At 63.4% G+C, this 12,811-nt stretch carries 12 protein-coding genes; 9 read left to right on the forward strand and 3 right to left on the reverse strand.

Annotation, left to right across the window (positions count from 1 at the left end; all coding sequences use genetic code 11):
• Positions 1-9: 9 nt before the first annotated feature.
• From TX24_RS16615 to lpdA, 5 genes are all read left to right on the forward strand, one after another.
• Positions 10-561, forward strand: coding sequence for a hypothetical protein (locus TX24_RS16615; protein ID WP_015912829.1), 552 nt, complete (start codon positions 10-12; stop codon positions 559-561).
• The gene (locus TX24_RS16620; RefSeq protein WP_003821159.1) at positions 558-1,673 is read left to right on the forward strand and encodes an efflux RND transporter periplasmic adaptor subunit; all 1,116 of its coding nucleotides are present in this window, start codon (positions 558-560) and stop codon (positions 1,671-1,673) included. The genes TX24_RS16615 and TX24_RS16620 overlap by 4 nt, the downstream gene beginning before the upstream one ends.
• 13 nt (positions 1,674-1,686) lie before the next feature.
• Positions 1,687-4,833 carry an efflux RND transporter permease subunit gene (locus tag TX24_RS16625; protein WP_003821160.1) on the forward strand — a complete coding sequence of 1,049 codons (3,147 nt, stop codon included), beginning with the start codon at positions 1,687-1,689 and terminating at the stop codon, positions 4,831-4,833.
• Between the two features lie 53 nt (positions 4,834-4,886).
• Positions 4,887-5,285, forward strand: coding sequence for a hypothetical protein (locus TX24_RS16630; RefSeq protein ID WP_015912828.1), 399 nt, complete (start codon positions 4,887-4,889; stop codon positions 5,283-5,285).
• 105 nt (positions 5,286-5,390) lie between these two features.
• Positions 5,391-6,818, forward strand: a complete 1,428-nt coding sequence (lpdA, locus tag TX24_RS16635; protein ID WP_003821161.1) for a dihydrolipoyl dehydrogenase — start codon at positions 5,391-5,393, stop codon at positions 6,816-6,818.
• Between the two features lie 109 nt (positions 6,819-6,927).
• On the opposite strand, the gene TX24_RS16640 is transcribed toward lpdA, so the two are convergent.
• Positions 6,928-7,284, reverse strand: a complete 357-nt coding sequence (locus tag TX24_RS16640; RefSeq protein ID WP_003821162.1) for an ArsR/SmtB family transcription factor — start codon at positions 7,282-7,284, stop codon at positions 6,928-6,930.
• Positions 7,285-7,519: 235 nt separating this feature from the next.
• Here TX24_RS16640 and TX24_RS16645 point away from each other — a divergent pair, with 235 nt between their 5' ends.
• The 4 genes from TX24_RS16645 to TX24_RS16660 all read left to right on the forward strand — a co-directional run bounded on the left by TX24_RS16645 (position 7,520) and on the right by TX24_RS16660 (position 11,846).
• Positions 7,520-10,015 (forward strand): heavy metal translocating P-type ATPase, encoded by a 2,496-nt coding sequence (locus TX24_RS16645; protein WP_033471058.1) that lies wholly within the window; start codon positions 7,520-7,522, stop codon positions 10,013-10,015.
• 15 nt (positions 10,016-10,030) lie between these two features.
• On the forward strand, positions 10,031-10,510 hold the full coding sequence (cueR, locus tag TX24_RS16650; RefSeq protein WP_003821164.1) for a Cu(I)-responsive transcriptional regulator: 480 nt from the start codon (positions 10,031-10,033) through the stop codon (positions 10,508-10,510).
• A gap of 15 nt (positions 10,511-10,525) precedes the next feature.
• Positions 10,526-10,864 (forward strand): ISC system 2Fe-2S type ferredoxin, encoded by a 339-nt coding sequence (gene fdx, locus TX24_RS16655; protein ID WP_003821165.1) that lies wholly within the window; start codon positions 10,526-10,528, stop codon positions 10,862-10,864.
• A gap of 223 nt (positions 10,865-11,087) precedes the next feature.
• Entirely contained in the window at positions 11,088-11,846 is a 759-nt protein-coding gene (locus tag TX24_RS16660) for a MauE/DoxX family redox-associated membrane protein (protein ID WP_017642570.1), read from the forward strand.
• Between the two features lie 74 nt (positions 11,847-11,920).
• Here TX24_RS16660 and TX24_RS16665 read toward each other — a convergent pair whose 3' ends face one another.
• Both TX24_RS16665 and TX24_RS16670 read right to left on the reverse strand, forming a co-directional pair.
• A complete protein-coding gene (locus TX24_RS16665; RefSeq protein ID WP_003821167.1) occupies positions 11,921-12,115 on the reverse strand; it encodes a heavy-metal-associated domain-containing protein in 195 nt (64 codons plus the stop codon).
• A 100-nt stretch (positions 12,116-12,215) separates the two neighbouring features.
• Entirely contained in the window at positions 12,216-12,698 is a 483-nt protein-coding gene (locus TX24_RS16670; RefSeq protein ID WP_033471055.1) for an Lrp/AsnC family transcriptional regulator, read from the reverse strand.
• Positions 12,699-12,811 lie beyond the last annotated feature (113 nt).

Raw genomic sequence — 12,811 nt, forward strand, 5'->3', positions numbered from 1 at the left:
ACCTTAGAAATGTCGCAATCCTCTTTCTGGCGTGCAGCTGCCTTGTCCAGCCTCCTGCTTGGCAGTAGCGCAACGTGGGCCGGCGACGGCCATGACCATGGCGAAGCCGCTCCTGCCCCCGCAGCGGCCGCGCTTCCGCGCTTTGCCGCAGTTTCCGATGACTTCGAACTGGTGGGTGTGCTGAACGGCCAGCGTCTCACACTCTACCTCGACCATGCTGCCGACAACCGGCCGGTGACCGATGGCGAGCTGACCCTCGAGCTGGGTGGTCAACAGGTAAAGGTCAGCTCACACGGGGTTGGAGAGTTCGAGGCCGATCTGACTGAGCCGCTATCCGATGGCGAGACCTCAATCATGGCCACTATTACTGCGCAGGGCCAATCGGACCTGTTGACGGGCGTTCTCGATGTTCATAGCGAAGACGCCGAACACGAGCATGCCGTCGCATCCGGCCGTGTGGTCGTACTAGGTGGCGGTGCCGCAGTCCTCGGCGTCGGTGTCCTAGCGTGGGCGCTGCGCAGACGTACACGCACCAACGGTGCACTGCGAGGTGCAGCATGAAGCGCAACTTCCGTTTCCTAATGACGACGGCCATGGCGGCTGCATTGGCTCTGGCTGCTCCCGCGTTCGCTCACGACGGCCATGACCACGGCGACGAAGCGCCGGCTGCGTCTTCCAATGGCCCCCAGCGCCAGCCTGATGGCAGCGTGTTTCTTCCGAAACCGTCGCAACGTCAGATCGGTGTACGCACCCAGCTGATCAAGCAGGAGCCCTTGGCCCGCAGCCATGAACTGGCTGGCAAAGTAATCATGGACCCGACGACAGGCGGCAAGGTCCAGGCAATGGTAATGGGCCGGCTGGTGCCCGGGCCGGATGGTCTGCCGCAGATCGGCCAATCCGTGCGCAAGGGCCAGGTGCTGGCTTACATCGAACCGGCCAGCGGTGTGCTGGAGCGCTCAGGCCAGATGGCCCAGGTTGCCGAGCTGCGTGCGGGCCAAGCGCTCGCGCAGAAGCGCTTGGCCCGGCTGCGCGAGCTGTCGGAGACCGTGCCCCGCAAGGAGATCGAAGCAGCCGAAAGCGAAGTGAACAGCCTGACCGAACGCGCCCGCGCCTTGAGCGGGGGCCTCGCCGGCAGGGACGTACTGAAGGCCCCAGTCAGCGGCGTCATCGCATCCAGCCCCGCAGTTGCCGGGCAGGTCGTGGATGCGCGCGAACTGGTGTTTGAGGTGGTCGATCCGACCCAACTGCGCATCGAGGCGCTTGCCTACGATCCGGCAATGGCACAGAACCTGGCCGGTGCTGCACTCGCAGTAGGCGGTCAGAAGGTGCCGCTGAGCTTCGTCGGTGCCGCCAGCAGCCTGCGCGAGCAGGCCCTGCCCATGCTGTTCAAGGGCACCAGCGAAAGCCTCTCGCGCTTGGCGGTCGGTATGCCGGTGGTGGTCTTCGTGCAAGAGGCGACGACGGTACCTGGCTACCGCGTGCCTTCCGGTGCGCTGATGAAGAACCCTGCCAACCAGAACATCGTCTGGGTCAAAGACCAGGCCGAGCGCTTCGAGCCGCGTGTCGTGAACATCACTCCTTTGGATGGTGCATCCATCGCTGTCACTTCGGGCCTGGCGGACGGCGACCGCGTGGTTGTCGAGGGCGCGTCCCTGATCAATCAAGTTCGTTGAGGGGCACCATTCCATGTTCAAGTGGCTTCTCGAAAATAGCTTACGAAACCGGCTCCTGGTCATCATCGGGGCGCTGGTGCTGATGGCGTATGGCGCGTTCACCCTGACGCGCACGCCGGTAGATGTCTTTCCCGATCTCAACAAGCCGACCGTCACTCTCATGACGGAGGCTGGCGGCATGGCTGCCGAAGAAGTCGAGCAACTCATCACGTTCCCGCTCGAAACGGCCATGAACGGCCTGCCCAGCGTCGAAAGCGTGCGCTCGGTCTCCAGCGCCGGGCTTTCCTTCATCTACGTGACATTTGACTGGAAGACCGACATCTTCCGGGCGCGCCAGATGGTCTCCGAACGCCTGACGTCCATGGAGGAAGGGCTAGCCCCGGGCGTGACGCCCACTATGGGGCCAATCAGCTCAGTGATGGGCGAGATCATGCAGATTGCAATCCCCATCGGTGCCAAGCCCTCAGGGCAGAAGAACGCAGCCCCGCCGCTGTCGGCCATGGACACTCGCGAGTACGCGGACTGGGTGCTACGCCCCCGGCTGATGGCCATACCTGGTGTTGCCCAAGTCATCCCGATCGGAGGCGAGGTCCGTCAGTTCCAGGTCCAGCCCAACACCACGCGTATGTCAGAGCTGGGCGTGACTGCGTCCGATCTGGATGCGGCTCTCAAGGGCTTCTCCGCGAACACTTCCGGCGGCTTCCTGGAGATCAATGGCCGCGAGTACCTGATCCGCAACCTGGGCCGCACGTCCCGACTCGACGACCTGCGTAACCTGCCTCTCGCGGTGCGTGCGGGCCAACCCATCCTGCTCCACCAGGTCGCCGATGTTCAGTTTGCGCCAGCCATCAAGCGCGGCGATGCGGGCTTCGAGGGCCTGCCAGCCGTGATCCTGGGCATCCAAAAGCAGCCCACGGCCGATACGATTGCACTGACCCGCTCGATCGAGTCAGCGTTGGCGGACATGAAGGGCTCACTGCCGGCTGGCATGGCCGAGCCACAGGTGACCTTCCGACAAGCCAACTTCATCGAGGCGTCCATCAGCACGCTGCAAGGCAAGCTCATCGGCGCATCGGTCTTCGTGGCGGTGATCCTGTTCTTCTTCCTGGGCACTTTGCGCCCCCTGGTGATCGCGTTGACCGCGATTCCTGCCTCGATCTTCGTGACCGGGCTGGTGTTCCACTATTTCGGCCTATCAATCAACACCATGACGCTCGGTGGGCTGGCGATCGCCATCGGCGGTCTCGTGGACGATGCTGTGGTCGATGTGGAGAACATCATGCGGCGGCTCAAGGAGGACCGCACCCGCCACCCTGAGAACCGGCTGACGCCCCTGGTCATCGTTGCCAGGGCCTCGATGGAGGTTCGCTCGGCGATTCTCTACGCCACGATGATCATTGTGCTGGTGTTCCTGCCTCTGTTCGCGCTGCCGGGGATGGAGGGGCGCTTGTTCGTGCCGCTGGGCATCGCCTTCATCGTCTCCACGCTGGCCTCGCTGCTGGTCTCTGTGACGGTCACTCCGGTGCTTTCGTACTACCTGCTGCCCAAGATGAGGACGCTGGACCATGGCGACACTCGGCTTCTAGCCTGGTTGAAGACGCGCTATCAGGGCGGCCTGCAGCGGGTCTTGCAGCGGCCGCGTGCCGCCCTTGGCATGGCCGCTGTGGCTGTCACACTGGCTGTCGCCGCGGTGCCATTCTTCCCGACCACGTTCCTGCCCCCGTTCAATGAAGGAACGTTGCTGGTGGGCCTGCGCCTGAATCCCGGTGTGACGCTGGCCGAATCTTCGGCGCTTGCCCAGCAAGCCGAGCTGCTGGTCGCGCAGGTGCCAGAGGTGCAGCACGTGGGCCGGCGCAGCGGACGGGCCGAGCTGGACGAGCATGCCGAAGGCGTGCATGTCAGCGAGCTGGACGTGGGCCTGCTGCCCGCCTCGGAGCTAAAGCGCTCCATGGAGGAGATCACCGCCGACATCCGTTCGCGTCTGGCTCACTTGCCCGGCTCCATCGGCATTGGCCAGCCGATCTCGCACCGCATCGACCACATGTTGTCGGGGGTGCGCTCGCAGATCGCCATCAAGGTGTTCGGCGAGGACCTGGACGTCCTGCGCGGGCAGGCGGATCTGCTGCGCGCCAAGCTGGCCGGAATTCCGGGGCTTGCTGACCTGGAGATCGAAAAGCAGGTCCTTGCGCCGCAGATCAAAATCCGCGTGGATTATGCGGCGGCGGGACGCTACGGCGTGGCCGCACCGCAAATTCTGTCCACGCTACAAAGCCTGGTCGAAGGCGAAAAGATCACCGAGGTCATCGAGGGCAACCGCCGCTTCGCGCTGGTGGTTCGCCTGCCCGAGCAGGCGCGGTCGATTGAGGGCTTGAGCCGCATCCTCATCGACACGCCCATGGGTCGGGTCCCGTTGTCGCGCCTTGCCACCATCGAAGACAGCGACGGCCCCAACCAGGTCAGCCGCGACGATGGCCGTCGGCGCATAGTTTTGTCGGCCAACGCTCAGAGACGGCCGCTGTCCGAAGTAGTGGCCGACATACGCAGCGTCGTCCAAGAAGTGCGCTTGCCCGAAGGCTACTTCATCACGCTGGGCGGCCAGTTCCAGGCACAAGAGGAAGCCTCGCGACTGGTGGGCCTGCTGTCCATCGTCTCCCTGACGCTCATGTTCGTGGTGTTGTACACGCGCTACAAGTCGGTCGCCCTATCGGCGCTCATCATGGTGAACATTCCATTGGCCCTGGTCGGCGCCGTGCTGGGGCTGTGGCTGTCTGGCCAGCCGTTGTCCGTGGCCGCTCTGGTCGGCTTCATCACGCTCGCGGGTATTTCTGTGCGCAACGGCATCCTGAAGGTGAGCCACTACCTCAACCTCATGCGCATGGAGGGCGAGGACTTCGACCAGAAGATGATCGTGCGTGGCTCGCTCGAACGGCTTTCCCCGGTTCTGATGACCGCGCTGGTCACGGCCTTCGCACTGGCCCCGCTGTTGTTCGAGGCGTCACGACCCGGTACTGAGATCCTGCACCCCGTCGCGGTGGTGATCTTCTCGGGGCTGGTCAGCTCCACGCTGCTGGACACCTTCCTTACACCCGCCATGTTCTGGCTGTTCGGCCGCAAGCCTGCCGAACGCCTGCTGGACGACCGCGACGCGGGGGCATTCTGATGCAACGCCTTCTGTCACCCGATTTCAACCACCGTAACCCTATAGGAGCTTTCATGTCTGTTCGATTTCGTTCCCTCACGGCTGGCACCGCCCTCGCCCTGGCATCCGTCACCGCCTTCGCCGCAGGCGACCATGACCACGCGCATGACCACAAGCCGCTGCATGGTGGCGTCGTGACCGAAGTCCGGGACGTGGACTACGAGTTGGTCGTTCAGCCCGCAGCAGCGCAACTCTACCTGCGCGACCACGGCAAGCAGGTCAACGTAAGCAACACCAAAGCCAAGCTCACGCTGTTGACCGGCTCACAAAAGCAGGAGGTGCAACTCACGCCTGCCGCGGACGGAAGCCGCCTCGAAGGCAGCGGGACCTTCGCCGCAGCCAAGGGCACGAAGGCCGTTGTCCAAGTCGAACGTGGGGGCAATACCGCGAGCGCCCGGTTCGTTCTTCCGTAGTGTTCAACGTGATCGTCAGGGAACGAGCTGTAATCTGGCGACCACCTGACAAAAGGCGCGACATAGGCGCTCACTATTTCCTCAAAAACTTTGGAGATGTAAATCATGGACATGCATTTCGACGTCATTGTTATCGGTGCCGGCCCTGGCGGATACATCGCGGCCATTCGCGCTGCCCAATTAGGCATGAAGGTCGCTTGTGTAGATGCCTGGAAGAACAAGGACGGAAAGCCAGCACCTGGCGGTACCTGCAACAACATCGGTTGTATCCCTTCGAAAGCGCTACTGCAGTCGTCAGAGAACTTTGAACAAGCCAAGCACCACTTTGGCACGCACGGCATCTCCACGGGTGATCTGCGCATGGATGTGACCACGATGCTGGAACGTAAGAATCAGGTGGTGAAGTCCAGCAACGAAGGCATCCTTTATCTGTTCCGCAAAAACAAGGTCCAGTTCTTCAACGGCCTGGCGTCTTTCACCAGGACTGTCGATGGTGGCTTCGAGGTGAGCGTCGCCGCCGATGAGGCTGTTACCTTGGTGGGCAAGCAGATCATCGTTGCCACAGGCTCCAACGTGCGGCCGCTCCCCAACCTACCGTTCGATGAGCGGGTCGTGCTCTCCAACGACGGCGCGCTGAACATCGCGGCCGTGCCCAATCGGTTGACCGTCATCGGTGCCGGCGTGATCGGCCTGGAGCTGGGCTCCGTTTGGCGCCGCCTGGGGGCGGATGTCACGATCCTCGAAGGCTTGCCCAGCTTCCTGCCAATCGTCGACCAAGCCATCGCCAAGGAGGCGAAGAAGGCGTTCGACAAGCAAGCCCTGAAGATCGAACTAGGTGCGAAGGTTCGCGAAGTCAATGCAACCGAGGCCGGCGTGACTATTCACTACACCGACAGCCAGGGCCAGACGCAGTCCTTGCAGGCAGACAAAGTGATCGTGGCTATCGGCCGTGTGCCCAACACCGAAGGCCTGAATCCGGCCGCCGTGGGACTCCAACTGGATGAGCGCGGCGCCGTGGTGGTGGACGATGCATGCCGCACCAGTGTGCCCGGCATCTGGGCCATCGGTGACGTGGTGCGTGGCCCGATGTTGGCGCACAAGGCGGAAGAGGAAGGTGTCGCAGTGGCCGAGCGCATTGCCGGCCAGCACGGTCACGTCGATTTCAACACGATCCCCAACGTCATCTACACCAGCCCGGAGATTGCCTGGGTAGGCCGCACCGAGCAGCAGCTCAAAGAGCAGGGCACCGCCTATCGAATCGGTTCCTTCCCGTTCATGGCCAATGGCCGCGCGCGTGCACTGGGCGACACGACGGGCCTCGTCAAGGTGATCGCCGATTCTGCCACGGACGAGATACTCGGCGTGCATGTAGTCGGCCCGCAGGCCAGCGAACTGGTGGCCGAGGCCGTGATCGCCATGGCGTTCAAGGCCAGCAGCGAAGACATCGCCCGCATCTGCTTTGCCCATCCGACCCTCTCCGAGACGTTCAAAGAGGCCTCGCTGGCAGTGGACAAGCGCGCGCTCAACTTCTGATTGATCGGAAGCGGCATCCAAACCGCCTCACCGAACGCAGCTGCGGGCGGTGGGGCGCATATCGCCATGGAACGTAGGCCACGCTGCAACGGCATGCTATGCCCAACAGTTACTCGTCGTTGTGGTCTTCCGCGATGTGGGTGGCCATATCCAGCAGCACCTGGTTCACGTGCTTGTCCGCCACCTCATAGAAGATCTGTTTGGCCTGGCGCACGCCCTTGACCAGGCGAGCACCGCGCAGCAGCCGCAGGTGGTGGCTCACCAGCGACTGCGAGAGTTCGAGGGTTTCAGCGATATCCCCGACCGAGGATGAGCCCTTCATGCAGCACAGCATGATTCTCAGCCGGGACGGGTCACCCAGGAGGCGGAATGTCTCAGCCAAGATGGTCACGTCATTCTGTGACAGCGATTCCAAATTGGCGCTGGGATCCTTCGGTGGGGTACTGAATGGCTTACTTGTATTCATTTTTAAAATATTTCCTAACCTCGAATGGCTGTTTTCGCCCTTCAGAATTAACAAGGCAGCAGCCGCTTAGGCGCGCGCAGCAAAGAACCAGTGCGAGCCTGGCAGGCAAGGCCTCCGCTCCCCGTGCACCGGGTCATTTCTGAAACCTGACAGCATCCGAAAAAGCGCTTGACCTTCCCACGATGGTAAACCCTAAGCTCCCTCCATGTCGAATTTCAACTATGGGAAGCACACCATGAGCATGGCAACAACGAGTAGTGCTGGCGGCCAAGCAGCGGCAATCAGCCTGCCCATCGAGGGCATGACCTGCGCAAGCTGCGTCGGCCGAGTCGAGGCCGCCCTTGCCAAGGTCGAGGGCGTGGCAAGCGTGTCTGTCAATCTCGCCACCGAGCGAGCGGACATTCGCCTGAACCGTGCTGTCGATCGCATGGCGCTGATCCAGGCGATCGAGAAGGTAGGGTACGACGTGCCTCAGGGCACCATCGAGCTGGCGATCGGAGGCATGACCTGCGCTTCGTGCGTGGGCCGCGTCGAGAAGGCGCTCAAGGCGGTGCCGGGCGTCACTGAGGCTGTGGTCAATCTGGCGACCGAGCGCGCTACCGTGCGTGGTGTGGCATCCGTGCAGGATCTAATCGCGGCTGTCGATAAGGTCGGCTACGAGGCCAGCCCTGTCGATACCAGCATGCAGGCCGACGAGGAAGCCGCCGAGAAAAAGGACGCCGAGCGCGCCGAACTCAAGCGCGACCTGACCCTGGCCGCCGTGCTGGCGCTGCCTGTGTTCGTGCTCGAAATGGGCTCGCACATGATTCCCGGCATGCACGAGTGGGTGGCTTCCACCATCGGCATCCAGCAGAGCTGGTATCTGCAGTTCGTGCTGACCCTGCTGGTGCTCGCCATTCCGGGCTGGCGCTTCTACGAGAAGGGCTTCCCGGCGCTGTTCCGCCTGGGTCCCGACATGAACTCGCTGGTCGCGGTCGGCACGGCCGCGGCCTTCGGCTATTCGATGGTCGCCACGTTCGCGCCCAGTCTGCTGCCGGCCGGCACGGTGAACGTGTACTACGAGGCGGCCGCCGTCATCGTGGCGCTGATCCTGCTGGGCCGCTTTCTTGAGGCACGGGCCAAGGGCCGCACCTCCGAGGCCATCAAGCGCCTGGTCGGCCTACAGGCCAAGGAGGCGCACGTGCTGCGCGACGGCCGCATCGTGGACATCCCGATCAACGACGTGGCGCAGGGCGACATCGTGGAAGTGCGCCCCGGCGAGCGCGTGCCGGTCGATGGTGAAGTGACCGAGGGCCGCAGCTTCGTGGACGAGTCGATGATCACCGGCGAGCCGATTCCCGTCGAAAAGGCGGAAGGCAGCACCGTGGTCGGCGGCACCGTCAACCAGAAGGGTGCGCTGACGCTGCGTGCCACCGCCGTGGGCGGTCAGACCATGCTGGCGCAGATCATCCGCATGGTCGAGCAGGCGCAAGGTTCCAAGCTGCCGATCCAGGCCGTGGTGGACAAGGTGACGCTGTGGTTCGTGCCCGCCGTCATGCTGGCCGCCGTGCTGACCTTCCTGGTCTGGCTGGTGTTCGGCCCGTCGCCCGCGCTGTCCTTCGCGCTGGTCAATGCCGTGGCGGTGCTGATCATTGCCTGCCCGTGCGCCATGGGTCTGGCGACGCCGACCTCCATCATGGTCGGCACGGGCCGGGGCGCTGAGATGGGCGTGCTGTTCCGCAAGGGTGAAGCCCTGCAACTGCTCAAGGACGCCAAGGTGGTGGCCGTGGACAAGACCGGCACGCTGACCGAGGGCCGCCCGGTCCTGACCGACCTGGAGATTGCCGACGGCTTTGACCGCAACCAGGTGCTGGCGAAGGTCGCCGCCGTGGAATCGCGCTCGGAGCATCCGATCGCACGCGCCATCGTCGAGTCGGCCGTGGAAGGTGGCATCGCGCTGCCGACGATGACAGACTTCGATTCGGTCACGGGCATGGGCGTGCGCGCCACCGTGGACGGCGCGCGTGTCGAGGTCGGTGCCGATCGCTTCATGCGTGAGCTGGGGTTGGACGTGGGCGGCTTCGCTCGCACGGCCGAGCGCCTAGGCAACGAGGGCAAGTCGCCGCTGTACGCCTCGATCGACGGCCGGCTGGCCGCCATCATCGCGGTGGCCGATCCGATCAAGTCCAGCACGCCCGCGGCCATTGCCGCGCTGCACCAGCTCGGCCTGAAGGTGGCGATGATCACCGGCGACAACGCGCGTACCGCGCAGGCCATCGCCAAGCAACTGGGCATCGACGAGGTGGTGGCCGAAGTGCTGCCCGAGGGCAAGGTCGAAGCCGTGCGCCGGCTGAAAGCCAGCCACGGCCAGATCGCCTACGTGGGCGACGGCATCAACGACGCCCCGGCGCTGGCCGAGGCCGACGTGGGCCTGGCCATCGGCACCGGCACCGACGTGGCGGTGGAGTCGGCCGACGTAGTGCTGATGTCGGGCAACCTGCAGGGCGTGCCCAACGCCATCGCGCTGTCCAAGGCGACCATCGGCAACATCCGCCAGAACCTGTTCTGGGCGTTTGGCTACAACACGGCCCTGATCCCGGTGGCCGCTGGCGTCCTGTACCCCGCATACGGTGTGCTGTTGTCGCCGATCTTCGCGGCTGGCGCGATGGCGCTGTCCAGCGTGTTCGTGCTCGGAAACGCGCTGCGCCTGCGCCGCTTCCAGCCGCCGCTGGCGGCGGATACCGCTCATTGAGAAAGGAGGAACACCATGAACATCGGTGAAGCATCCAAGGCCTCGAAGGTCTCGGCCAAAATGATCCGCTACTACGAGCAAATCGGTCTGATCCCTCCGGCTGACCGCACCGATTCGGGCTACCGCGCCTATACCCAGGACGACGTTCACCGGTTGCATTTCATCCGGCGTTCGCGCGACCTCGGCTTCTCGGTAGCCGAGATCACGGACTTGCTGGGACTGTGGAATGACAAGTCGCGCCAGAGTGCTGATGTAAAGCGTCTGGCCCAGCAACACATCGACGAGTTGGACCGGCGCATCGAGAGCATGCTGGAGATGGCCGCGACGCTCAAGGCGCTGATCCGGTGTTGCGCCGGCGACGAACGGCCCGACTGCCCGATCCTGCACACGCTGGAGCAGCCCGATACCAGTGACAACAAGCCCGAAGCGCGCACTGGCGCAGTGCCGCGCCGCGCGCGAGCCAACGCAGCAGGAAAAAAGCCGCGTGCGCACTGAGCAGCCAGGAGAGATATGCCCAAAATCACAGTCTTGCCCCATCCTGAACTGGCTCCCGAGGGAGCCGAACTGAACGTGCCAGCAGGCACTTCGATCTGCGAGGCCCTGCTGGACAACGGCATCGAGATCGAGCATGCCTGCGACATGAGCTGTGCCTGCACGACCTGTCACTGCATCGTGCGCAAGGGGTTTAATTCTCTAAACGAAGTCGAGGAGTGCGAGGATGATCTGCTCGACCGGGCCTGGGGACTGGAGGCGCAGTCGCGGCTGAGCTGCCAGGCCATCGTTGCGACCGAAGACCTGACCGTCGAGATCCCCAAGTACACGATCAACCATGCCAAGGAGAACCACTAGGAGCCTGCGTGCTGCCTCAGGCGCACCGGCCTGCGGCAGGGTTGCTCTGGCAGATGGAGGACTGACGGCATTGCAGCCAGATAACCAACCCGTGGGCCAGACCAACCCGCGAGCCAGGTGTCTACACTCCCTTTGCACGGTCGTCGGTTAGGCTGGAAAGGTCATCAACGTCCTTAAATCCGTGACGGCCGGCCCATGGAAAGTCACACAGGAGAAGTCCTGCATGTCTGCGCCCAAGCTAGCCACGCTCTACCGAATGGTCATGCCCGGCCATACCTGCCCCTACGGGCTGAAGTCGCTCGATCTGCTCAAACGCAAGGGCTACGAGGTCGAGGACAAACACTTGGCGAGCCGCGAGCAGACGGATGCGTTCAAGAAGGAGCATGGCGTCGAGACCACGCCCCAGGTCTTCATAAACGGGCGGCGCGTGGGCGGCTACGACGACCTACGCAAATTCTTCGGCATGTCCGTGAAGGACAAGAACGCCGTGACCTACACCCCTGTGATCGCGCTGTTCGCCATGGCGGCCGCGATGGCGCTGGCGGCGAGCTGGGCGGCCTTCGGCCAGCTCTGGAGCATTCAGGCGGCAGAGTGGCTCGTGGCCTTTGCCATGTGTCTCCTGGCGCTGCAGAAGCTCAAGGACGTGGACGGCTTCGCGACGATGTTCCTCAACTACGACCTGCTGGCCAAGCGCTGGGTTCGGTATGCCTATTTCTACCCGTTCGCGGAGGCCATCGCAGGCGTCCTGATGGTCGCGGGCGTGGGGATGTGGGTGTCGATTCCGTTGGCGCTGTTCATCGGGACCGTCGGGGCCGTGTCGGTTTTCAAGGCGGTCTATGTCGATCGCCGGGAACTCAAGTGCGCCTGCGTGGGCGGGGACAGCAACGTGCCGCTGGACTTCGTGTCCCTGACCGAGAACCTGATGATGGTGGCGATGGCCCTGTGGATGTGGGCCAAGGTCGCCTACCTTGGGATGCACTGAGCGCCGCGCCAGATATGGCGCAGCGCACGTGCTCGCATCGGCCGTCCTGTGTGCATGCCGGCCACGACGCGGTGTTACTGCGCGCGCGGCGGGAAGCCAGCTTCGCTCAGGGCCGCGGCGATCTGCTCTTGCGAGGCCGAGGTCTGGACCTCGACACGGCGGGTCGGCGGGTCCGTAACGATCTTGGCGTTGGGGTCGATCGTTTGGATCGTTTTCGTCACAGTGCGGGCGCAGCCGCCGCAGGTCATGTCTTCGAGATGGAATTGCATGGAAAACTCCTTTCGGGTTGGGATGCTTAAAGTTTGATCCTTGCCACGGTTGGAAGGTCAAGCGCTATTTGCATCCCCGCCACACCAACCTGCCGAATGTTCATAGGGGCAAGGCCGTGGTGCTCTTCACGCGGTCCAGCACGAAGCTGGTCTTGCAGTCTTGCACGCTGGGGTGCTTGAGCAGCGTATCGAGCACGAAGCGGGAGTAGTGGGCCATATCTCTGACGACCACCCGCAACAGGTAGTCCATGTCGCCGGTCAGCGCGTGGCACTCCACCACCTCGGGCCAGTTCTGAACCGACGCGCGGAACACGTCCATGGGGTTGCGCTTGTGCGAATCAGAGTGCTTTTCGAGGCGCACGTTCAGGTAGGCCGTGAGGGTGAGGCCGATGCGTTCGGGGTGCACCAGGGCCACATAGCCGGCGATGACGCCAGCCTCTTCGAGGCGGCGCACCCGCCTCAGCGTGGCCGAGGACGACAGGCTTGCGTGTTCGGCCAGTTCGTCGAAGGTGGACCTTCCATTGCGTTGCAATGCATCAATAAGGCGTCTATCCGTACCATCAAGGACTATTTCTGTGCTCATTTCTTTCACCACGCAGGAATCAGGCATCAAGAAGTCTATTTGCAATTGATTTTGCAGAAATGATGTGCGGGCTTTTTCTTACCATCTAGGGTGTCCAGATTTCCACCCCAAAC

The organism is Pseudomonas lactis (assembly GCF_001439845.1).
In the GTDB taxonomy this organism is placed as follows: domain Bacteria; phylum Pseudomonadota; class Gammaproteobacteria; order Pseudomonadales; family Pseudomonadaceae; genus Aquipseudomonas; species Aquipseudomonas lactis.